The 19,955-nt window shown below is 71.6% G+C and carries 17 protein-coding genes; 4 read left to right on the top strand and 13 right to left on the bottom strand.

From position 1 onward, the window contains the following. Positions 1-39: 39 nt before the first annotated feature. The 6 genes from hflX to miaA all read right to left on the bottom strand — a co-directional run bounded on the left by hflX (position 40) and on the right by miaA (position 7,991). Positions 40-1,530 (bottom strand): GTPase HflX, encoded by a 1,491-nt coding sequence (gene hflX, locus IE198_RS34195; protein WP_189893873.1) that lies wholly within the window; start codon positions 1,528-1,530, stop codon positions 40-42. 265 nt (positions 1,531-1,795) lie between these two features. After that, entirely contained in the window at positions 1,796-3,259 is a 1,464-nt protein-coding gene (locus tag IE198_RS34190) for a M1 family metallopeptidase (RefSeq protein ID WP_189893871.1), read from the bottom strand. Positions 3,260-3,335: 76 nt separating this feature from the next. Continuing rightward, positions 3,336-5,414 carry a RelA/SpoT family protein gene (locus IE198_RS34185; RefSeq protein WP_189893869.1) on the bottom strand — a complete coding sequence of 693 codons (2,079 nt, stop codon included), beginning with the start codon at positions 5,412-5,414 and terminating at the stop codon, positions 3,336-3,338. A gap of 139 nt (positions 5,415-5,553) precedes the next feature. After that, the gene (dapF, locus tag IE198_RS34180) at positions 5,554-6,468 is read right to left on the bottom strand and encodes a diaminopimelate epimerase (RefSeq protein ID WP_189893867.1); all 915 of its coding nucleotides are present in this window, start codon (positions 6,466-6,468) and stop codon (positions 5,554-5,556) included. Between the two features lie 34 nt (positions 6,469-6,502). Next, positions 6,503-6,946 (bottom strand): hypothetical protein, encoded by a 444-nt coding sequence (locus IE198_RS34175; protein ID WP_189893875.1) that lies wholly within the window; start codon positions 6,944-6,946, stop codon positions 6,503-6,505. Between the two features lie 106 nt (positions 6,947-7,052). Beyond that, entirely contained in the window at positions 7,053-7,991 is a 939-nt protein-coding gene (miaA, locus tag IE198_RS34170) for a tRNA (adenosine(37)-N6)-dimethylallyltransferase MiaA (protein ID WP_189893865.1), read from the bottom strand. A 236-nt stretch (positions 7,992-8,227) separates the two neighbouring features. Between miaA and IE198_RS34165 the strand changes: the two genes are divergently transcribed. Beyond that, positions 8,228-8,401, top strand: coding sequence for a gliding motility protein (locus IE198_RS34165; RefSeq protein ID WP_229834827.1), 174 nt, complete (start codon positions 8,228-8,230; stop codon positions 8,399-8,401). A gap of 25 nt (positions 8,402-8,426) precedes the next feature. Then, positions 8,427-8,678, top strand: coding sequence for an antitoxin (locus IE198_RS34160; protein WP_189893861.1), 252 nt, complete (start codon positions 8,427-8,429; stop codon positions 8,676-8,678). Positions 8,679-8,753: 75 nt separating this feature from the next. On the opposite strand, the gene IE198_RS34155 is transcribed toward IE198_RS34160, so the two are convergent. The 3 genes from IE198_RS34155 to IE198_RS34145 all read right to left on the bottom strand — a co-directional run bounded on the left by IE198_RS34155 (position 8,754) and on the right by IE198_RS34145 (position 12,842). Beyond that, positions 8,754-9,461 carry a class III extradiol dioxygenase subunit B-like domain-containing protein gene (locus tag IE198_RS34155; RefSeq protein ID WP_189893859.1) on the bottom strand — a complete coding sequence of 236 codons (708 nt, stop codon included), beginning with the start codon at positions 9,459-9,461 and terminating at the stop codon, positions 8,754-8,756. Between the two features lie 251 nt (positions 9,462-9,712). After that, positions 9,713-11,215, bottom strand: a complete 1,503-nt coding sequence (gene miaB, locus IE198_RS34150) for a tRNA (N6-isopentenyl adenosine(37)-C2)-methylthiotransferase MiaB (RefSeq protein WP_189893857.1) — start codon at positions 11,213-11,215, stop codon at positions 9,713-9,715. Positions 11,216-11,267: 52 nt separating this feature from the next. After that, positions 11,268-12,842: a tryptophan 7-halogenase gene (locus IE198_RS34145; protein ID WP_189893856.1), complete on the bottom strand. Its 1,575-nt coding sequence runs from the start codon at positions 12,840-12,842 to the stop codon at positions 11,268-11,270. A gap of 158 nt (positions 12,843-13,000) precedes the next feature. On the opposite strand from IE198_RS34145, the gene IE198_RS34140 reads away from it, so the two are divergent. Then, positions 13,001-13,240 (top strand): DUF6269 family protein, encoded by a 240-nt coding sequence (locus IE198_RS34140; RefSeq protein WP_189893855.1) that lies wholly within the window; start codon positions 13,001-13,003, stop codon positions 13,238-13,240. Positions 13,241-13,313: 73 nt separating this feature from the next. Here the strand turns inward: IE198_RS34140 and IE198_RS34135 are convergent, their stop codons facing one another. Continuing rightward, a complete protein-coding gene (locus tag IE198_RS34135; protein ID WP_189893853.1) occupies positions 13,314-15,203 on the bottom strand; it encodes an AfsR/SARP family transcriptional regulator in 1,890 nt (629 codons plus the stop codon). A gap of 237 nt (positions 15,204-15,440) precedes the next feature. On the opposite strand from IE198_RS34135, the gene IE198_RS34130 reads away from it, so the two are divergent. Then, the gene (locus tag IE198_RS34130; protein WP_189893851.1) at positions 15,441-15,719 is read left to right on the top strand and encodes a hypothetical protein; all 279 of its coding nucleotides are present in this window, start codon (positions 15,441-15,443) and stop codon (positions 15,717-15,719) included. 18 nt (positions 15,720-15,737) lie between these two features. On the opposite strand, the gene IE198_RS34125 is transcribed toward IE198_RS34130, so the two are convergent. From IE198_RS34125 to IE198_RS34115, 3 genes are all read right to left on the bottom strand, one after another. Beyond that, positions 15,738-18,728, bottom strand: coding sequence for an AfsR/SARP family transcriptional regulator (locus tag IE198_RS34125; protein WP_189893849.1), 2,991 nt, complete (start codon positions 18,726-18,728; stop codon positions 15,738-15,740). A gap of 135 nt (positions 18,729-18,863) precedes the next feature. Beyond that, positions 18,864-19,088 carry an acyl-CoA carboxylase subunit epsilon gene (locus IE198_RS34120; RefSeq protein WP_189893847.1) on the bottom strand — a complete coding sequence of 75 codons (225 nt, stop codon included), beginning with the start codon at positions 19,086-19,088 and terminating at the stop codon, positions 18,864-18,866. Positions 19,089-19,098: 10 nt separating this feature from the next. Continuing rightward, positions 19,099-19,955: acyl-CoA carboxylase subunit beta (locus IE198_RS34115; protein ID WP_308426909.1), on the bottom strand; the 857-nt coding region annotated here is incomplete at its 5' end.

The raw sequence follows: 19,955 nt of genomic DNA, 5'->3' as shown, positions 1-19,955 counted from the left end.
CGGGCCTTTCGCCGTGCTCAGAAGGCGGCGGCTCCCGCGTCAGTGGGCCGCGGGCACATACGGAGACAGGGCCGCGGCCAGCTCCTCGTGCACCCGTGCCTTCAGCAGCGTGCCCTCCGTGGTGTGCTCCTCGGAGATCACTTCGCCATCGGCATGCACCCGCGAGACCAGTCGGCCCTCGGTGTAGGGCACAACCGCCTCGATCTGGATCTGCGGCCTCGGCAGCTCGGAATCGATCAGCCGGATCAGCTGGTCGATGCCCGCTCCGGTCCGCGCCGACACCGCGATCGCATGCCGCTCGACGCGCAGCAGGCGCTGCAGCACCAGCGGATCGGCCGCGTCCGCCTTGTTGATCACCACGATCTCGGGCACGTCCACCGCACCCACGTCGCGGATGACCTCGCGCACGGCGGCCAGCTGCTCCTCCGGTGCCGGGTGCGCCCCGTCGACCACGTGCAGGATGAGGTCGGAGTCCCCGACCTCCTCCATGGTGGAACGGAACGCCTCGACCAGGTGGTGCGGCAGGTGCCGTACGAACCCGACGGTGTCGGCCAGTGTGTAGCCGCGGCCGCTCGGCGTCTCGGCCCGCCGGACGGTCGGGTCGAGGGTGGCGAACAGTGCGTTCTCCACCAGGACACCGGCGCCGGTGAGACGGTTGAGCAGGGACGACTTGCCCGCGTTGGTGTAACCGGCGATGGCGACGGACGGCACCTTGTTACGGCGGCGCTCCTGCCGCTTGATGTCGCGGCCGGTCTTCATCTCCGCGATCTCACGGCGCATCTTCGCCATCTTCTCGCGGATCCGTCGCCGGTCCGTCTCGATCTTGGTCTCACCGGGACCACGCGTGGCCATGCCGCCACCGCCGCCGCCACCCATCTGCCGGGACAGCGACTGGCCCCAGCCGCGGAGCCTTGGCAGCATGTACTGCATCTGCGCCAGGGCCACCTGCGCCTTGCCCTCTCGGGACTTGGCGTGCTGGGCGAAGATGTCGAGGATCAGGGCGGTCCGATCGACCACCTTGACCTTGACGACGTCCTCGAGCTGGATCAGCTGGCCGGGGCTGAGCTCACCGTCGCACACGACGGTGTCGGCCCCGGACTCGAGCACGATGTCCCGCAGTTCCTGCGCCTTGCCGGAACCGATGTACGTGGCCGGGTCCGGCTTGTCACGGCGCTGGATGACGCCGTCGAGAACCAGTGCACCGGCCGTCTCGGCCAGGGCCGCCAGCTCCGCCAGCGAGTTCTCGGCGTCCTGCACGGTCCCCGAGGTCCAGACGCCGACGAGCACGACGCGCTCCAGGCGCAGCTGACGGTACTCGACCTCGGTGACGTCTTCGAGCTCCGTGGAGAGGCCCACCACGCGCCGCAGAGCGGCACGCTCGGAGCGGTCGAACTGATCGCCGTCCCGCTCGGTGTCGATCTCGTGGCTCCAGGCGACGTCCTCTTCCATCAGGGCATCGGCCCGAAGGCTCTCGGTGCGCGTCTCCGCGAAGCTCTGCTTTTCCTGGGAAGGGGATGAAGAGGAGGTCATTGGATCCTTACGTCGATGTGAAGAGCGGACTCGCCGGCAATGTGCCGGAGTGCTCCGGTGTCAATGACAACGTGTGAGGGCCCGGGAAGATTCCCCCGTGGGTCCCGGTCTGGCAGCGGCGCGCCGACCTGCCGATGGTCGCACGCGCCTGCCGGGGCCGTCACCCCGATTATCAGCGGCCCTCCCTCCACGGCTCTCGACAGCTCTCGTCGGCCCTCACCGGGTTCAGCGGGCCACCGCGGGCAGCGGGCCTCAGCGGTGGGCACTACTCCGCGGCGCCGTCCTCGGCGGCCTGGCTGCGCCAATCCGGGTGCCCGGGCATCGGGGGCGTCTTCTTGCCGTACAGCCAGCCCTGGAAGAACGCGGACAGGTCACGCCCTGCAATGCTCGATGCGAGATGTGTGAAGTCCTCCGTGGTCGCCGTGGCGTCCTGGTGCTCCTGGACCCAGGTGCGCTCCAGGCGCTCGAACGCGGCCTTGCCGATCTCCTGCCGCAGCGCGTACAGGACCAGTGCGCTGCCGTCGTAGACGACCGGCCGGAAGATGCTGAGCTTCTTCCCGGGGGCCGGCGCGGCGGGCGCCGCCGGCGGCCCGCCCGCGGCCCGCCATACGTCCGAGAGCTCGTATGCCGAGCGCATCCGGGCCTCGAGCGGCCGCTTGGACTTCTCCTGCGCGTACAGCGCCTCGTACCAGCTGGCGTGCCCCTCGTTCAGCCACAGATCGGACCAGGTGCGCGGCGAGACGCTGTTGCCGAACCACTGGTGGGCGAGCTCGTGCACCATGACCGAGTCGATGTACCACTTGGGGAAGGTGCCCGAGGTGAACAGGGAGCGCTCGAAGAGCGACAGCGTCTGCGTCTCCAGCTGGAAGCCGGTCCGGGCGTCGGCGATCAGCACCCCGTAGGTCTCGAAGGGGTAGCGGCCGACCTTCTCCTCCATCCATGTGACATGGGCCGGCGTCTTCTTCAGCCAGGGCTCCAGCGCGTCGCGGTCGGCGACGGGGACGACGTCGCGCAGGGGCAGCCCGTGCGGGCCCTGCCGCTCGACGACGGCCGAACGGCCGAGGGAGACCTGGGCCAGCTCCGTGGCCATGGGGTGGCCGGTGCGGTAGACCCACGACGCCTGCTCGCCGGTGGAGGCCCTGGCGACCCGTCGCCCGTTGGCCACCACGGTGATGTCCGAGGGCGCGGTGACGCGGAAGGTGAAGTACGCCTTGTCGGACGGATGGTCGTTGGAGGGGAAGACGCGGTGCGCGGCGTCCGCCTGGTTGGCCATCACCAGACCGTCGCGGGTACGGACCCAGCCACCGGCGTCCTGGGGTCCGCGCGGGTCGCTGGTGTGTGTGACGGTGATCTGCATCCGCGAGCCGGCGGGGATGTTCGCGGGCGGGTCGACGACGAGGTCCTCGCCGACGGTGGTGAAGTCGGCAGGCGTGTTGTTCACCATGACCGCGCGGACCTTGCCGTGGGTGAAGTCGAGGTTGACGCGGTCGAGCCCCCGGTTCGACCAGGCGTCGATCTTCGTCACGGCTTCGAGGGGCTTGTTGTTGCGGCCTTCGTAGGTGAGGGCGATGTCGTACTCGAGAACGTCGTAGCCGGGGTTGCCCAGTTGGGGGAAGAGCCCGTCGCCGATGCCGAGCGGCTCGGGCGAGGGCAGGGTCGCGGCGACAAGGGTGGCCGACGCGGCGGCCAGCAGGGCGGCACGCAGACGGCGCCGGGGAGTGTGCAGCATGCCCTACCGCTACCAGCGCCTCCTGCGTGGACCGCGGTGGCACGCAACGCGCGGCGGCGCGCCCACCCGAACGAGGTCAGGCGGTGGCCGCCGGATGCTGGGTCCGGCTCACGTCGTACACCCCGGGCACATCGCGCATGGCCCTCATGAGTGCCGGGAGCCCGGCCGCGTCGGGAAGTTGAAGGGTGTAGGTGTGCCGTACCCGCTGCTGGGTCGGCGGCTCCACGGTGGCCGAGACGATCGCGGCACCCTCCCCCGCGATCGCTTCCGTGAGGTCGGCCATCAGCCGGGGCCGGCCGAACGACTCGGCGATCAGCGTGACCCGGCATTCGCCTGCGTCGCCCCAGCGCACGGGCACCGGCTCACGGCCCACGCCGGTCATACGCGCCACCGCCGGACACTCCTGCCGGTGGACGGTCACGGCTCCGCCGCGTACGGGGAAGCCGATGACCGCGTCCGGCGGTACGGGGGTGCAGCAGCCGGCGAGCCGTACCGTCACCTCCGGCAGGTCCACCACGGCGTTCGCGGAGGCCGGCCGGCCGGCGGGGAGCGGGACGGGACGGCGGGGTGCGGCAGAGGGAGCCGCGGCGACTTCGGGGTGCGCGTCGAGCCAACCGGTGATGGCGATACGGGCCGCCGGGGTGCGGGCGTGGTCGAGCCACTGCGGGGACGGTCCGGAGGCGCTGTCCTGGGCCAGCAGGACGTGCACGGTGTCGCCGTCGCCGAGGACCGTGCTCAGGGTGGCGAGGCGGCCGTTGACGCGCGCGCCGATGCAGGCGTGCGCCGCCTCGCCGTGCTGCGCGTAGGCGGCGTCCACACAGGTCGCCCCGGCCGGCAGGCCGAGCGCGCGGCCGTCGGCGCCGAAGACGGTGATCTCCTTGTCCTGCGCCAGGTCGGCACGCAGAGACGTCCAGAAGGTGTCCGGGTCCGGGGTGGACTGCTGCCACTCGAGCAGCCGGGACAGCCAGCCGGGTCTGGTCGGGTCGGCCCGCTCGCCGTCCGCCGGCTCCGCACCGTCCACGGGCACGTACGGGTTGCCCAGGGCGACCACCCCGGCCTCCGCGACCTTGTGCATCTGGTGCGTACGGATGAGGACTTCGGCGACGGCGCCGTCCTGCCCGGCGACGGCGGTGTGCAGGGACTGGTAAAGGTTGAACTTCGGTGCCGCGATGAAGTCCTTGAACTCGGAGATCACCGGCGTGAAACAGGTGTGCAGTTCACCGAGGACGGCGTAGCAGTCGGCGTCCTCCGAGACCAGGATCAGCAGCCGGCCGAAGTCCGTGCTGCGCAGCTGCGAACGCTTGATACACACCCGGTGCACCGATACGAAGTGCCGTGGTCTGATGTGGACTTCGGCGCTGATACCCGCCTCGCGCAGGACGGCCCGGAAGTCGTCCGCGAAGGCGGCGAGGGCAGTGCAGGAGGTGGCGTTCTCCGCGATGAGCGCCCGGGTCCGTTCGTACTCCTCGGGGTGCAGGATCGCGAAGACCAGGTCCTCCAGCTCGGTCTTGAGCGCCTGGACGCCCAGCCGTTCGGCGAGCGGGATCAGCACATCGCGGGTGACCTTGGCGATGCGCGCCTGTTTCTCGGGGCGCATCACCGTCAGGGTGCGCATGTTGTGCAGCCGGTCGGCGAGTTTGATCGACATCACCCGGACGTCGTTGCCCGTGGCGACGAGCATCTTGCGGAAGGTCTCCGGTTCGGCGGCGGCGCCGTAGTCGACCTTCTCCAGTTTGGTGACGCCGTCGACCAGATAACCGACCTCGGCGCCGAACTCCGTCTTCACCTGATCGAGCGTCACTTCCGTGTCCTCGACGGTGTCGTGGAGCAGCGAAGCGGTGAGCGTGGTGGTCTCCGCGCCCAGTTCGGCCAGGATCAGGGTCACGGCGAGGGGGTGGGTGATGTAGGGCTCGCCGCTCTTGCGGAACTGGCCGCGGTGGGAAGCCTCCGCCAGGAGGTACGCCTTGTGCAGGGGAGCCAGATCGGCGTCGGGATGGTGCGCCCGGTGCGCGTCCACGACATGGCCGATCGCGTCGGGCAGCCGGTCCCGGCCCGTGGGGCCCAGCAGTGCGGCGCGGCCCAGCCTGCGGAGGTCGATCCTCGGACGGCCGCGCCTGCGGCTGTGGGCACCTGGGTTGGTGGCCTCTGCGCTCATGGGGCACCTCCGGCAGCTTCGACCGGCGGTGGGGAGGACTGGCGTGCCTCCGGGCCGGTGCTTGATGCTACCGAGCCCACCACGTGGCGCAGTCCGGCTCTCGCTCAGCGTGAAACGGATCACCCATTCGAGCGAAGCGTCAGGGCCTCTCGGTTTCGAGGAGAACCGGGTCGATCGTCCCTTCGGCGACAATCACGGCACCGCCGGTCATCTCGATCTCGCCGTCCGGTCGCTCCGTGATCACGAGACGGCCGCCGGGCACGTCGATCGTGTAGGTGACGGGAGCGCCCGTGACGGCCGGGTCGAGGTTGTCGCGGCGCGCGGCGGCAACGGCGACGGCGCAGGCGCCGGTACCGCAGGAGCGGGTCTCGCCCGAGCCGCGCTCATGGACGCGCATCGCGACATGCCGGTCGCCGCGGTCCACGACGAACTCCACGTTGACCCCGTCCGGGTAGACCGACGCCGGGGTGAACGGCGGCACGGTCAGCAGGTCTCCGGCATGGGCGAGTTCCTCGACGAAGGCGACCGCATGGGGGTTGCCCATGTTCACGTTCCTCGCCGGCCAACTGCGGCCGTCCACGGAGACGGTGACACCCTCTTCGGGCAGCACGGCCCGCCCCATGGAGACGGTGATGTCACCACCCGTGGCGCCGCTGCCGGAGGGCGCCTTGGCGATGTGGACCTTCTTGATCCCGCCGCGCGTCGCGAGGGACATGTCCCCGGCGTCGATGTGGCCTGCTCGCTGGAGGTACCGCGCGAAGACCCGGACGCCGTTGCCGCACATCTCGGCGACGGAACCGTCCGCGTTCCGGTAGTCCATGAACCACTCGGCCTCACCGGCCATGTGCCGGGCCTCCGGGTGGGCCGCGGACCGCACCACGTGCAGCAGCCCGTCGCCGCCGATTCCGGCCCGGCGGTCGCACAGCCGTGCGACGGTTGCGGCGGGCAGATCGACCGCGTTGTCCGGGTCGGGGACGATCACGAAGTCGTTCTCGGTCCCGTGGCCCTTGAGGAAGGGGAGGGGCGACGTCTGCGAGGTGCTCACGTCCCCCATCGTACGGGGACGGTACGACAGCGGCCGGAGCCGGTCATCTCAGCCGCGCCACACGCCACACGGCCAAGGCGACGAGCACCACTGCGACGCCCACGTACAGCGCGATCACTCGCCAGTCCGGGCGCTCGTCGGACCCGCGCGAGGGCAGGCCGGGCCAGGTGTGGCCGACGCGGCGGGCCGCCGTCACGCCCCAGCCGGCGGCGCAGCAGCTGATCAGCAGGCCCAGCATGGCGACGACCGCTCCTCCGTCGCCCGTGCCGAAGGCGAGCGGGAAGGCGAACATCAGCGAGCCGGCGGCGGCGAGGACGACGATGGGGGCGAGCTGCCAGATCCTGAGACGCCGCTGCGGACGCAGTTCGACCTCGACCTCGTCCGCGAGCAGGTCCTGCTCCTCGGGCCCGTCGGGGCTGAGGCCGGACGGGCCGTCCGTCGTATTCCGCCGTTGCTGCTGTTCCGTGTCGCGAGGGCCGGCCTCCATCGCCACGCGCCCTCCCAACTCGGACTCAACTGTCGATCGATGCTCGATGATGGCACGCCCCCGGGGGCCGGAAGGACGGGCGGAGCGTCCCGATGCCATCACGTGATCAGGCTGTGACCGCTCGTTCGATCAACGTCAGCGCGCGCTGCGGAAGTTCCGTCCTGTCACCGGCCGCGCCGCTCAGCCAGTGCACCCTCGGGTCGCGCCGGAACCAGGAGTCCTGGCGGCGGGCGAAGCGCTTGGTGGCGCGCACCGTCTCGTCGCGCGCCTCCTGCTCGGTGCACCCGCCGGCGAGTGCCGTGAGCACCTGCTGGTAGCCGAGTGCACGCGAGGCGGTGCGCCCCTCCCGGAGCCCCTGTGCCTCGAGCGCGCGCACCTCGTCGACGAGGCCCGCCTCCCACATCCGGTCGACGCGTACGGCGATGCGTTCGTCGAGCTCGGGCCGTGCGACGTCGACGCCGATCTGGACGGTGTCGTAGACGGCGTCATGACCCGGGAGGTTGGCGGTGAACGGCTTGCCGGTGATCTCGATGACCTCGAGGGCCCTGACGATACGGCGGCCGTTGCTCGGCAGGATGGCGCGGGCCGCCTCGGGGTCGGCCGCGGCCAGCCGGGTGTGCAGAGCGCCGGGGCCGCGTACGGACAGCTCCTCCTCCAGGCGCGCCCGCACCTGCGGGTCGGTACCGGGGAACTCGAGGGCGTCGATCGCTCCGCGGACATAGAGTCCGGAACCACCGACGAGTACCGGGGTGCGGCCCTCCGCGAGCAACCGGTCGATCTCCGCCCGTGCCAATCGCTGGTACTCGGCGACGCTCGCGGTCTGCGTGACGTCCCAGATGTCAAGGAGCCGGTGCGGCACTCCGCCACGCTCCTGCGTCGTCAGCTTGGCGGTGCCGATGTCCATCCCCTGGTAGAGCTGCATGGAGTCGGCGTTGACGACCTCGCCGTTCAGATGCCGGGCGAGGAAAACCCCCAGATCGGACTTTCCGGCTGCGGTGGGACCGACGACGGCGATGACCCGCGGTGCGGGAGCTGCACTTCTCACTGACCCAGTCTCCCAAACCCGCACGCATGTCCCCGAACGAGCGAGGTGACGGCGGACCGGCGGCGTCGTTCCCTGTTGTGAGGTTCCGCATGCCGGTTTTCGTACCGGTGCCCGTGCGAGACGCAAGAGAACGCTCCGAGCGGCGCGGAACTTCGCCCGCACGAGTAGGCTATGGAGTGGATATGGGTGTTTTCTCATGGTTTCGCAGTAAGCCCGCAGCAGTCGAGGAGGCTCCGGTGTCCCAGGAGCCGGCGGAAGCTCCGGCAGAGGAGTCGGCGGTGACCGACGGCGCGGCACCCGCTCAGGCAGCGGTCGACGAGAGCGGTGCGACCGAGGCGGTGGAGATTCCGAAGCAGCAGTCGGCCGAGAACGCGGCGGACAGCGAGGCCGGTGAAGGCGCCCGCAAGTAGTTCCCGCGACGAGGGAAGGTGCTCCATGGGCTTCCTGGACAACCTGAAGGCCAAGCTGGGCCCCGCGAAGGACAAGGTCTCCCACCTCGCCCAGCAGCACGAGGGCCGGATCGGGCAAGGCCTGGAGAAAGCCGCCAGGACGGTCGACCACAAGACCAAGGGCAAGTACAGCAGCAAGATCGAGACGGGTACCGGCAAGGCGAAGGGCGCCCTGGGCCGCATCGCGCACAGGGACGACCGGGGGACGACGCCGCCGGCTCCACCGCCGGCTCCCTGAGAGCACCGGACCGGTTCAGGGCGGAGGACGGCCGTGGAGCGACACGCTCCACGGCCGTCCTCTTCCCGTACCGCCCTACGACCAGGCGGCGACGAAGTAGCCGACCCCGTACGGAACGTCCTCGCGGAGCAGTCGGCCCCCCAGGCCGGCGCCTTCCGCGGCCCCGGCGAGGACCTGCCAGGGGGCGCGGCCGGACGCCTTCAGCTCGTGTGCCGCCACCTCGTCCAGGGCCTTGAGGCCCTCGACGTCCGCCGCGCCGAGTGCGTCGGCGGCCCGCCGGTCGAAGTCGACCGCCCGTTCGTCGAGGTACCCGGGTGCCTTGAGTGTGCGGCAGGCGCTGCCGTCGCCCATCACCATCAGCGCCACTCGTTCGGCGCGGGCGGCGAGTTCCCGTCCGACCACCAGGCAGCGCCCGGTGTCGAGGGACTCACCGACACCGAGCCCCTCGACGGGGGCGGCGCCCCAGCGGTTGCGGTCGAGCAGCCAGGCACCGACGGCGAGAGAGGGCGGCAGCGCCCGCTCCTGCCCGGCCCCCTCACCCAGCCGTACGTCGAGCTCCACGCCGAACCCCCGGAAGGAGCCGGCAGCGCCCGCGGCGTGCGGTCCGCGGTACGCCTGCCCGGCCGGCCCGACCACGATGAGCAGATCCGGCCTCGACGCCGCGAGCACGGCCACGGCGTCGGCGGACGCGGCACGGACCGCGTCCAGTTCTGGCGCGGCTGCGGAGGCGACCTCCGGCACGAGGAGCGGCGGGCACGGACACACGGCGGCGGCTACGAGCATGATCCGCAGCCTAGTCCGCGGGGGTCCTCCCTCCGGACCGCCGACCGTGTGCCCGTCCCGCAACCGACGATGCCGCGCGCCCGTGGCGCGGGCGTCACGTTGGCCTCACGCGGGTTCGTTCACCCGTGACGCCGGAGCAGTCCATGCCGTCCGCCCTGCCCTTTGGGCGGTGTTCTCCAGAAACGCCGACGGACCACACCAAGCGCCGACGGACGGGCCCTCACGGGAGCCCGAGCCGTACCCGCAGCTCGTCAGAATGCCGCGCAGCCGCCCGTCACCGGCGGAAGCGGCGCGGGGACGCCCACCGCGGGCAGGCCGAGCATCACGCCGGCGGGCTTCGCCGACTCCGCGGTGTTGCGCCTCTCCCACGCGTCACCGGCACGGGTCCGGCGCACGGAGGCCACCGCCCCTTCCGCCAGCAGGTGGTGCGGGGCGGCGTAGGTGATCTCAACGGTGACCACGTCGCCGGGACGCACCTCGGCGTCCGGCTTGGTGAAGTGGACGAGACGGTTGTCGGGGGCGCGGCCGGAGAGCCGGTGGGTGGCACCGTCCTTGCGGCCCTCCCCCTCGGCGACCATGACCTCGAGGGTGCGGCCGACCTGCTTCCTGTTCTCCTCCCAGGAGATCTCCTCCTGCAGGGCGACCAGGCGCATGTAGCGCTCCTGCACGACCTCCTTGGGGACCTGCCCCTCCATCGTCGCCGCGGGCGTGCCGGGGCGCTTGGAGTACTGGAAGGTGAAGGCGTTCGCGAAGCGGGCTTCGCGCACGGTGTGCAGGGTCTGCTCGAAGTCCTCCTCGGTCTCGCCGGGGAAGCCCACGATGATGTCGGTGGAGATGGCGGCGTGCGGGATGGCCGCGCGCACCTTCTCGATGATCCCGAGGAAGCGCTCCTGCCGGTAGGAGCGGCGCATCGCCTTGAGGACCGTGTCGGAGCCGGACTGCAGCGGCATGTGCAGCTGCGGCATGACGTTCGGCGTCTCGGCCATGGCGGCGATCACGTCGTCCGTGAAGTCCCGCGGGTGCGGCGAGGTGAAGCGGACCCGCTCGAGGCCGTCGATGCCGCCGCAGGCACGCAGCAGCTTGCTGAAGGCCTCACGGTCGCCGATGTCGGAGCCGTAGGCGTTGACGTTCTGTCCGAGCAGGGTGATCTCGCTGACGCCCTCGGCGACGAGCGCCTCGATCTCCGCGAGGATGTCGCCGGGCCGGCGGTCCTTCTCCTTGCCGCGCAGCGCCGGCACGATGCAGAAGGTGCAGGTGTTGTTGCAGCCCACGGAGATCGAGACCCATGCCGCGTACGCCGACTCCCGGCGGGTCGGCAGGGTGGAGGGGAAGGCCTCGAGCGATTCCGCGATCTCGACCTGCGCCTCCTCCTGGACACGGGCCCGCTCGAGCAGCACCGGCAGCTTGCCGATGTTGTGCGTGCCGAAGACGACGTCCACCCACGGCGCCTTGGTGACGATCGTGTCGCGGTCCTTCTGCGCCAGGCAGCCGCCCACGGCGATCTGCATGCCGGGGCGCCTGGACTTCATCGGGGCGAGCCGCCCGAGGTTGCCGTAGAGCTTGTTGTCGGCGTTCTCACGGACCGCGCAGGTGTTGAAGACCACGACGTCGGCGTCGCCGTCGGCGCCTTCGGGTGCGCGTACGTACCCCGCGTCCTCGAGCAGGCCGGACAGCCGCTCGGAGTCGTGGACGTTCATCTGGCACCCGTAGGTGCGGATCTCGTAGCTGCGGTGGTGGGTGTCCTGCGCGGTCATGCGACAAGGGTAGGCGGTGCACGGGTCTGGCCCGAACCGGGAGTCGGCAAGGTCAGAGAGGACCTGCCCCGGCCGGCTGGGGCGTGGGACGGGTGTGGAGCCGCTGCAGGTAGTGCTGTGCGGTGGGCAGTGTCTCCAGCAGGATCTGCTGCTGGCGCTTGATCCGCAGGAAGTGGGCGTCGGCCACGTCACGGGCGTCCTGGCGGTGGGCGAGGACGGCCCGGGGGGCGGACCTGCCGGGTGCCAGCGCCGCCAGCACGCCTGCGTATGTCAACTCCGGGGCGTCCGGGGCGAGGCCCGCCCGGTGTGCGGCCAGGCACTCCTCCAGCTCCGCGGAGAGCGGCAGTTCCCGCTGGGCCCTCCAGAACGGGGTGTCCGCCCGGGGTGCGGTGCGGTACAGCAGCTGGGCGAAGTCGCGGGCCCGTGCGTGGGCGGTCTCGGTGGCACGGTTGAAGCGCGCCGCGGGGCCTTCCCGGTCGTCACGGGACGGGAAGTCGCGTACCAGCCGGTCGAGGGCGCCCAGGACGCCGCCGAGCGTGTCGCCCGCCAGCGGCTCGAGCGAGCAGGCCGAGGTGCCCACCGCGACGCAGTTCTTCACCCAGGCGCGGCGGCTGCGCCCGGTCCGGAGTGCGATGTGCCGCACGGCGGTGCGCTCGGGCCGCAGACCCCACAAGGCACACAGGGTGCCCACCGCTTCGTCCGGCTCCGTCCACTCGCGCGCGTAGACGTGCCCGGCACCGAACCTGCCCGGCACCGGCATCTTCCAGGACCATCCGGCCGGCAGCGCGGTGGCGGTGGTGAAGGGGTCGATGCCGTGCACGGTGTGGTCGTGCGGGACCGTGACGGTGACCGCGCTGTCGCACAGCAGCCGGCCCTGTGCCTCGACGAACGGCTCCCGCAGCGTCCCGGCGATCAGAAGGCCCTCCGCTCCCGTGCAGTCGAGGAAGAACTCCCCCGGCACCGCACGGCCTTCGGCGGTGTGCAGCACGGTGATCATTCCGTCCGCGTCCCGCTCCGCGTGGAGCAGTTCGTCGCGGACCGCCCGGACACCGAATCGGCCGGTCGCCACATTTCGCAGATATTCCGTGAACATATGGATGTCGGCATGCCAGCCGTACGGTACGGCGGCCCGACCGTCCAGCCAGCGCGGGGACTTCCTGGCGTCCATCAAGGGCGGCTCACGAAAACAGGCGTAGTCGAAAGGCTCGACCGTCTCGCCGTTCATCCTGCGGTACTGCCAGTGCTCGGACAGCAGCGAATCCTCGCACTCCGGAATTTCTGCGCACGGGTCGTAGAAATGATCCACGCCCCCGCTCACGGTGGTGCGGGCCGCGATTTCCGCCGCTCCTCCGGTGCGCCAGTTGACGTAACGGACAGCCGCATTGAATGACGCGCAGCAGGCCCGCATCCATTCGTCCTCGAGAACCCCGAGACGGTCGAAGAGGTCCCGCTGGATCTGCGAGCCCAGGGCCGTGACCTGCCCTGTCTCCTGGTGATCCGCCCGTGACGGCGTCTCCAACACGGTGACGGAGACGGTTTCGCGGAATGCGGCCGCGAGCCGCGCGGCGGCCGTCCAGCCGGCGGCCGTGCCGCCCACGACGACGATTCGCGTGATGTGACTGTCCATGGAATCAGGCTGCCCGCATTCCGTGTACGGCATCTGTACCGGAGCTGTACCGGCCTGCATCCGCGCGTACACACGCGCCGGACAATTCATATGGCGAGGCGGCCGAACCTGTTGGTGCGGGACCTGAACGGGACCCGGACTCATCTACAGGAGGAATAATGTTCGACGCCGAAACCGGCCCGTCCCGGGTCCAGCACCCGCTGGAAGTTCTGGCGGAAATCGAGCGACAAGGAACGGTCGACCAGGAACTGCTGCTGCGGGACGGTTCCACCCCGTGGGCCGAACTGCTGGCGGACTACGTCGACGCCCTGAACGCACTGGCCGCCCAGGGCCCGCACACCGAGGCGGGTATACCGAGATACGGCCTGGACGAGGGGCACGCCGGCGGCTGCGGCTGAACCCCCAACGAGGCATTGCCCGCCGGCCGGCCGTGAGAGCGGCCGGCCGGCAGGCCGGAAAGCTGAGGAAGCGTCAGGAAGGGAGGGTCAGCGGGACCGCTTCGGGCGCACACTCGGCCCGGGCGAAGAGCTGGACGAGCGGCAGGAAGCGATAGCACAGCCGCGCGTCGCCGTCGACGCTCCAGGCCTCCAGCAGCTGGGCGTCGACCAGCCGTTCCAGCACCTCCTCCGCCTCGTCGGGCCCGGTGTCGAGCAGCGCGGCGGCGTCCCCTGCGGTCAGCCGCGACAGGCCGGCCGCCGCCAGGACACCGAGCGCCGCCCGGGTGGCCGACTCCACATGGTCCACCACACTCCGCAGCCCGGCCCTTACGTCGAGGCTGCCGAGGCGCAGTTCGGCCAGCCGGCGCTCGGGGGGTGCCAGCCGGCCGGCGAGCAGCTCGGCCGGCCAGTGCGGGTGCGCCGCCAGCCGGGCCGCCGCGATGCGCAGCGCGAGCGGCAGCCGGTCGCAGGACTCGGCGATGCGCGCGGCGGCCTCGGGCGACGCGGTGAAGCGTCCTGGGCCCGCGACAGCGGCGAGCAGCCGCCCCGCGTCGGCCGGCGCCAAGGGGCCGAGCCGCACCAGCCGGGTGCCTTCGAGCGACGCCAGATGGGAACGGACGCCGGTGACGACGGTGCGGCTCGCGCCCTCTCCGGGGAGCAGCGGACGCACCTGTGCGTCGTCGCACGCGTTGTCGAGTACGACCAGCATCCGCCGGCCCGCCAGCAGCGTCCGGTACAGCTGGATCCGCTCGTCGAGCGCCGAGGGCGTCCGCTCCGGTGCGATGCCCAGGGCGCGCAGGAACCAGCCGAGCACTTCCGCCGGTGGACGGGGGCCACCGCGCGGGGTGCGCAGATCCGCGTAGAGCCGGCCCTGCGGAAACTCGTCCCGGCACCGCTCGGCCGCCCACAGCGCGAGGGCGGACTTCCCGGTGCCCGAGGCGCCGGTGATCACGACGTCCTGGTGCCCGCGCAGCGCGGTGAGGACCTCCTCGGTCTCGACGGCCCTTCCCGTGAAGTCGGCGGGGGCGGAGGGCAGCGTCGCCGGGACCAGGGCCGGCCGGCCGGGACCGTCCGGGAGCCCGGTCCGCGCCGGGGCGGCGGGCCCCTGCCCGGCGGCCTGCCGGGGCGGACCGGCGGCCGGGACGGTCGGCGCCGCGACCGTGACGCCGATCCGTTCCGGTGCCGCGGGCGGTGGGAGCGTCCCTGTCAGGACCTCCTGGTGGAGGGTGCGCAGCGACGGTCCGGGGTCGATGCCCAGCTCGTCCGCGAGTGCCCTGCGCCCGTCCTCGTACACCGCGAGTGCGTCGGCCTGACGGCCGCTGCGGAACAGTGCGGTCATCAGCTGGCCGCGGAGCCGTTCGCGCACCGGCAGCAGTGTCACCTGCCGGGTGAGCGCGGGGATCATGTCGATGTGCCGGCCGAGGGCGAGCGCCGCCTCTGCGTGGTCCTCCAGTGCGGCGAGGCGCGCCTCTTCCATGAGGGGCCCCTCGGTTTCCAGCAGATGTTCGGTGACGCCGGTCAGGGCCGGTCCGCTCCACAACGCGAGGGCCTGGGCCAGCCGGCGCTCGGCCCCCTCGTACCGCTGCGCCACGAGGTCGGCGCGGCCGGTGCCGGCGAGCGCGCGGAATGCGAACCAGTCGAGCGTGGCGTCGCCGATGTCCATGCGGTAGCCGGGGCCCTGGCGCTCCAGGCAGAGGCCGGGGCCGAGCCGGGTACGCAGCCGGGACACATAGGTGTAGAGCTGCCTGGTGCTGGTGGCCGGCGGCTCCCAGCCCCACAGGACGGCCGTCAGCCGCTCGTCGGGCATGACCTTGCCGTCGGCCAGGAGCAGGGCCGCGAGCGTGGTGCGCTGCTTGCTGCCGTCGAGCGCGACCGTGTGGCCGTCGAGTTCGGCCGACACGGGTCCGAGGATCTGGAAGTCCATGCGGGCCTCCCCCGTTCCGCGGGCCCGTTCCGGTCGCCGGGCCAACTGCCGGGAAAGCTACTGAGCTGGCCTTTTTCATCGACATCGGTTGGATTTCCGGCTGACGAAATCGATCCGAAAGAGCCTCAAAAACAGGCGTCCGTAACGTTCATGGCATACCGCAGGGCACCAACGCCACAGCGGAGTCGGAACTCGTACACAGGCCCGGACACGGGCCTCGCCCACAGGAGGATCACCATGAGGAGCTTCATCACCTCGGCCACGTCCGGCCCGGCGACCGCGAAGGCGGGCCGCGTGGCGGCCGGCGCGGCTCTTCTCCTGGCGGTGGCGGGCGCGGTGGGCGGCGCCGGGGCGCTGGTAACGGCCGCGGAGCCGCCAGCGCGGGCCGTGGCCGCGGACGACCCGTGGACGGTCGCTCCCAAGGACGACCCCTGGACGAGCGCCCCGGCCTCCTCCCTCGGCGACGACCCCTGGACGAGCGCCCCCGCCTCCGCCCTGGACGACCCGTGGACCTGATGCCCGGCCACCCCCGCGTCAGGGCCGGACCAGCGCGAACAGCCGCTGCTCGTCGAGGTGTTCGCCGTCGCCGAGCACCGCCAGCAGCTGAGCGCAGCGATCCTGCCAGGCCGGCGCCCCCACATCGGCGAAGAGGTCCTCCGCGACCTTGAAGCTGCCCGCCGCACCGGCCCGGTCCACGTGCAGGGCCTGCACGCATCCCAGTACCACCGCCGCCCGCGCCTCCAGATAGCGGTCCGGCACCTTGCCCGAGGTCGTCAGCGCATCCCGCAGAACCGCCTCGGCCTCCTCGGTCTTCCCACGGCGCCACAGCGCCTCGCCCAGTGTGCGCAGCGCATGGGCCTCGCCCCGGCGGTCACCACTGCCCCTGACGAGTTCGAGCGCACGCCGGGAGGCCTCCTCCGCACGCTCACCGTCCCCCTGATGCAGCAGGGCCTCGGCGAGCCTGACGGTGCTCTGCGCCTCTCCCCTCGCGGTCCCGAGGCCCCGGCTCCTGGCGACCGCTTCCGAGGACAGCACCAGACTCGCCTGCGGGTCGCCCCGCTCCAGTTCGATCTGCGCCAACAGGCCCAGCACATGGGCCTCGGCGTAGTGGTCACCGACCGCACGGAAGATCTCCAGCGACCGGTGACCCATCTGCCTGGCACGCTCCATGTCTCCGCGATGGCGTTCGCACAGCGCCAGGTTCCGGAGCACCAGGGCACGTCCCTGATCCTGGCCCTGCTCCTCGAACAGCCGCAGGGCCAGGCTGAGGCGTTCGTGCGCCGAGTCGTGGTCCCACTGGACGATCTCCAGGGTGCCCAGGGAGTGCAGCATCGCGGCTTCGCCCAGCCTGTCCCCGATGCGGACGGCCGCTTCGAGGGCGCGTTCGCCGCAGTGGCGCCAGTCCTCCAGATAGTTGCGGTTCTGGAAGAGGGTCACGCTGGTCATCGCCAGGTCCCAGGCGTACGCGGACTCGTCCTCCCTGGCCGCCTGGTCCACCAGGCCTGTGATCGAGGAGCGTTCGCTCTCGAACCACTCCATGGGGTCGTCCAGCAGGCTGTCGACCAGATGGCCGGGCAGTGGGTGCAGCGGGGCCTGGCCGTGGATGACGGTGTAGTCGCCGCCGTACACGCGGCGGTGTGCCTCGCCGGCCAGCCCCAGCCACGCGGCGCAGGTGCGCCGGGTGGCGGCCAGCCGTTCCTCCTCGCTGTCCTCGGCCTCGGCGCACTCGCGGGCGAAGAGCCGCAGCAGGTCCTGGAAGCGGTAGCGGACGTGGCCGGTCGTGGTGGCGCTCAGCGGTTCCAGGAGCTGGGCGTCGACGAGTTGCTCGATCAGGTCCTCCGCGTCGACCGGGTCGATGCCGAGCAGCGCGGCGCCCGCCCAGGCGGCGAAGTCCGGGACGCCCAGGGTGCCCAGCAGCCGGAACATGCGGGCGGTGTCCGGGGGCAGATCGCGGTAGCTGAGCCGCAGACCGGCCCGGACGCCGCGTTCGTCCATGCTGAGTTCGTCGAGCCTGCGGTGCTGGTCCTCGAGCCGGGCGACCAGTGTCCGTACCGACCAGTGCGGTTTGGCGGCCAGGCGTGCGGCGGCGATGCGCAGTGCGAGCGGGAGGCGGTCGCACAGTGCGCTGAGGCGGGCGGCACCCACGGGGTCGCTGCTGAAGCGGTCGTCACCGGCGACACGGGAGAGCAGTGCGATGGACTCGTCCTGTTCGAGGGAGCCGAGGTGCAGGGGTACGAAGAAGTAGTCGCCGGCGAGCGCGCCGCCCATGCTGTCGCGGCTGGTGACGAGGACGCAGGAGCGCCCGTTGCCGGGCAGCAGCGGCCGTATCTGCTGGAAGGAGCGGGCGTTGTCGAGCACGATGAGCACGCGCCGGCCGTCGAGGACACTGCGGAACAGAGCGGTGCGCTCGACCTGTTCGGCGGGGATCTGCGGCCCTGGCACGCCGAGGGCGCGCAGGAATCTGTCGAGTACGGCGCCGGGCCTGCGGGGCGCCTCTTCCGCGTCGTAGCCGCGCATGTCGGCGAAGAGCTGGCCGTCGGGGAAGCGGGCCGCGACCTGGTGGGCCCAGTGCACGGCGAGGGCCGTCTTGCCCACGCCCCCGGTGCCGGTGATGGAGCCGACCGGCAGCGCGCTGCCGTCCTGGTGGTCCAGCAGCCGGTCCAGTGAGGCCAGTTCGGGTCGGCGGCCGGTGAAGGAGGCGACGCTGGGCGGCAGGTGGGCGGGGACCGTGGTGGGGGGTACGAGCGTGGCCGTCTCGGCGGGGAGGCTGAGTTTCGGGGAGTCGGCGAGGATCTCCTCGTGCAGTTCCTGCAGCGCGGGGCCCGGGTCGATGCCCAGTTCCTCGGCGAGCAGGCGCTGTCCGTCGCGGTAGGTCTCCAGTGCCTCGGCGCGGCGGCCGGAGCGGTACTGGGCGAGCATGAGGTGGGCCTTGGCCTGCTCCCGCAGCGGGTGTTCGCGTACGAAGGCGCTGAGTTCGCCGATCATCTCCCGGTGTTGGCCGAGCTGGAGGCGGAGTCCGGCGTGCTCCTCGTACACGTCGAGGCGCATCTCGGTGAGCCGGGCGGCCTCCGCCTCGACGCGTTCGGCCAAGATGCCTTCGAGTGCGGGGCCGCGCCACATGGCGAGGGCTTCCTCGAAGAGAGCGCAGGCCTCTTCCGGCCGGCCGCGGCGGGCCGCTTCCCGGCCCTTGGCGGCGTGCTCCTCGAACTCGACGGCGTCGATGCGGTGTTCGCCGGCGAAGAGCATGTACCCGGGGTGGCTGGTGACGAGGATGTCCTCGACGCCGACCGCGTTCTTGATGGTCTTGCGCAGTGCCGACACACAGATGGCGATCTGGTTGCGGGCGGTGGCCGGCGGGCTGCCGCGCCAGACGGCGTCGGCAAGGGTGTCGACGGACACCACGCGGTTGGGCGCGAGCAGCAGCATCGACATGATGGTGCGCTGGCGGGCGCCCTGGAGCACGACCGGCCGCCCGTCGGCGCTGACGTGCAACGGCCCCAGGATCCGGAACACCACCTGAAGCACGAGCTGCCTCCTGATCGCGGCCGCAGCCGTACCTGTACGACCGGTTTCGCCGTTTTCCTCACTGAGTAACAGGGCGCCGTCCGGCCCCGCAACGACGACGTCAGCAAGCTGCCATTCGGGGCCCGCCGGGCCGGCTCACCGCCTCGCCATCCAGGAGGCCGGAGGGAAGCTCTCCGGCCGGCCCCAGGCGGCCGGTGCGGGCTCGTCCGTCTCCGGCTCGCGTGCGGCGGACGTGGCCGCGGTCGTGGAGAGAGCGCCGAGGAGCGCCGTGACGGCGGCGAGCTCCTCCGGGGTGGGGCAGCCGTTGATCACCTGGAACAGGGACGGGCCCAGCGGGCCTTCGAGTGCCGATGCGGACATCGGTGTCTCCTCACATGGGTGGGTTGCCGTGCTTGCGGGACGGCAGGTCGGCGTGCTTGGTGCGCAGCATCGCGAGTGCGCCGATGAGCGCCGAGCGGGTGTCCGCGGGGTCGATGACGTCGTCGACCAGGCCGCGCTCGGCCGCGTAGTACGGGTGCATCAGCTCGGCCTTGTACTCCTTAACGAGCTGTTCGCGCATGGCGTCCGGGTCCTCGGCCGCCTGGATCCGGCGGCGGAAGACCACGTTGGCGGCCCCTTCCGCGCCCATGACCGCGATCTCGTTTGCGGGCCAGGCGAGGGAGACGTCGGTGCCGATGGAGCGGGAGTCCATGACGATGTACGCACCGCCGTACGCCTTGCGGAGGATCACCTGCACCCGGGGGACGGTCGCGTTGCAGTACGCGTACAGCAGCTTCGCTCCGTGGCGGATGATGCCGCCGTGCTCCTGGTCGACGCCGGGCAGGAAGCCGGGGACGTCGACGAGGGTGACCAGGGGGATGCTGAACGCGTCGCACAGCTGGACGAAGCGGGCGGCCTTCTGAGAGGAGTGGATGTCGAGCACCCCGGCGAGGGCCTGGGGCTGGCTTGCGACGATGCCGACGACCTCGCCGTCGAGCCGGGCGAGAGTGGTGATGACACTGGTGGCCCAGCGTTCGTGGACCTCCATGTGCTCACCGTCGTCGACGAGTTCCTCGATGACGGCACGCACGTCGTAGGGGCGGCTGCCGTCCAGCGGTACGAGGTCGAGCAGCCGCTCGCAGCGCCGGTCGGCGGGGTCGGACGTGGTGGAACGCGGAGGCTTCTCCCGGTTGTTCGAGGGCAGCATCGACAGCAGGTAGCGGACCTCGGCGATGCAGGTCTCCTCGT

The organism is Streptomyces xantholiticus, assembly GCF_014651015.1.
GTDB lineage: Bacteria > Actinomycetota > Actinomycetes > Streptomycetales > Streptomycetaceae > Streptomyces > Streptomyces xantholiticus.
This window is presented reverse-complemented; position numbering and strand designations above follow the sequence as displayed.

What these genes read in the sequence shown, in the direction of transcription:
- hflX (WP_189893873.1), bottom strand. Translation starts at nt 1,530, where the DNA reads ATGACCTCCTCTTCATCCCCTTCCCAGGAAAAGCAGAGCTTCGCGGAG.
- IE198_RS34190 (WP_189893871.1), bottom strand. Translation starts at nt 3,259, where the DNA reads ATGCTGCACACTCCCCGGCGCCGTCTGCGTGCCGCCCTGCTGGCCGCC.
- IE198_RS34185 (WP_189893869.1), bottom strand. Translation starts at nt 5,414, where the DNA reads ATGAGCGCAGAGGCCACCAACCCAGGTGCCCACAGCCGCAGGCGCGGC.
- dapF (WP_189893867.1), bottom strand. Translation starts at nt 6,468, where the DNA reads ATGGGGGACGTGAGCACCTCGCAGACGTCGCCCCTCCCCTTCCTCAAG.
- IE198_RS34175 (WP_189893875.1), bottom strand. Translation starts at nt 6,946, where the DNA reads ATGGAGGCCGGCCCTCGCGACACGGAACAGCAGCAACGGCGGAATACG.
- IE198_RS34160 (WP_189893861.1), top strand. Translation starts at nt 8,427, where the DNA reads ATGGGCTTCCTGGACAACCTGAAGGCCAAGCTGGGCCCCGCGAAGGAC.
- IE198_RS34155 (WP_189893859.1), bottom strand. Translation starts at nt 9,461, where the DNA reads ATGCTCGTAGCCGCCGCCGTGTGTCCGTGCCCGCCGCTCCTCGTGCCG.
- miaB (WP_189893857.1), bottom strand. Translation starts at nt 11,215, where the DNA reads ATGACCGCGCAGGACACCCACCACCGCAGCTACGAGATCCGCACCTAC.
- IE198_RS34145 (WP_189893856.1), bottom strand. Translation starts at nt 12,842, where the DNA reads ATGGACAGTCACATCACGCGAATCGTCGTCGTGGGCGGCACGGCCGCC.
- IE198_RS34140 (WP_189893855.1), top strand. Translation starts at nt 13,001, where the DNA reads ATGTTCGACGCCGAAACCGGCCCGTCCCGGGTCCAGCACCCGCTGGAA.
- IE198_RS34135 (WP_189893853.1), bottom strand. Translation starts at nt 15,203, where the DNA reads ATGGACTTCCAGATCCTCGGACCCGTGTCGGCCGAACTCGACGGCCAC.
- IE198_RS34130 (WP_189893851.1), top strand. Translation starts at nt 15,441, where the DNA reads ATGAGGAGCTTCATCACCTCGGCCACGTCCGGCCCGGCGACCGCGAAG.
- IE198_RS34120 (WP_189893847.1), bottom strand. Translation starts at nt 19,088, where the DNA reads ATGTCCGCATCGGCACTCGAAGGCCCGCTGGGCCCGTCCCTGTTCCAG.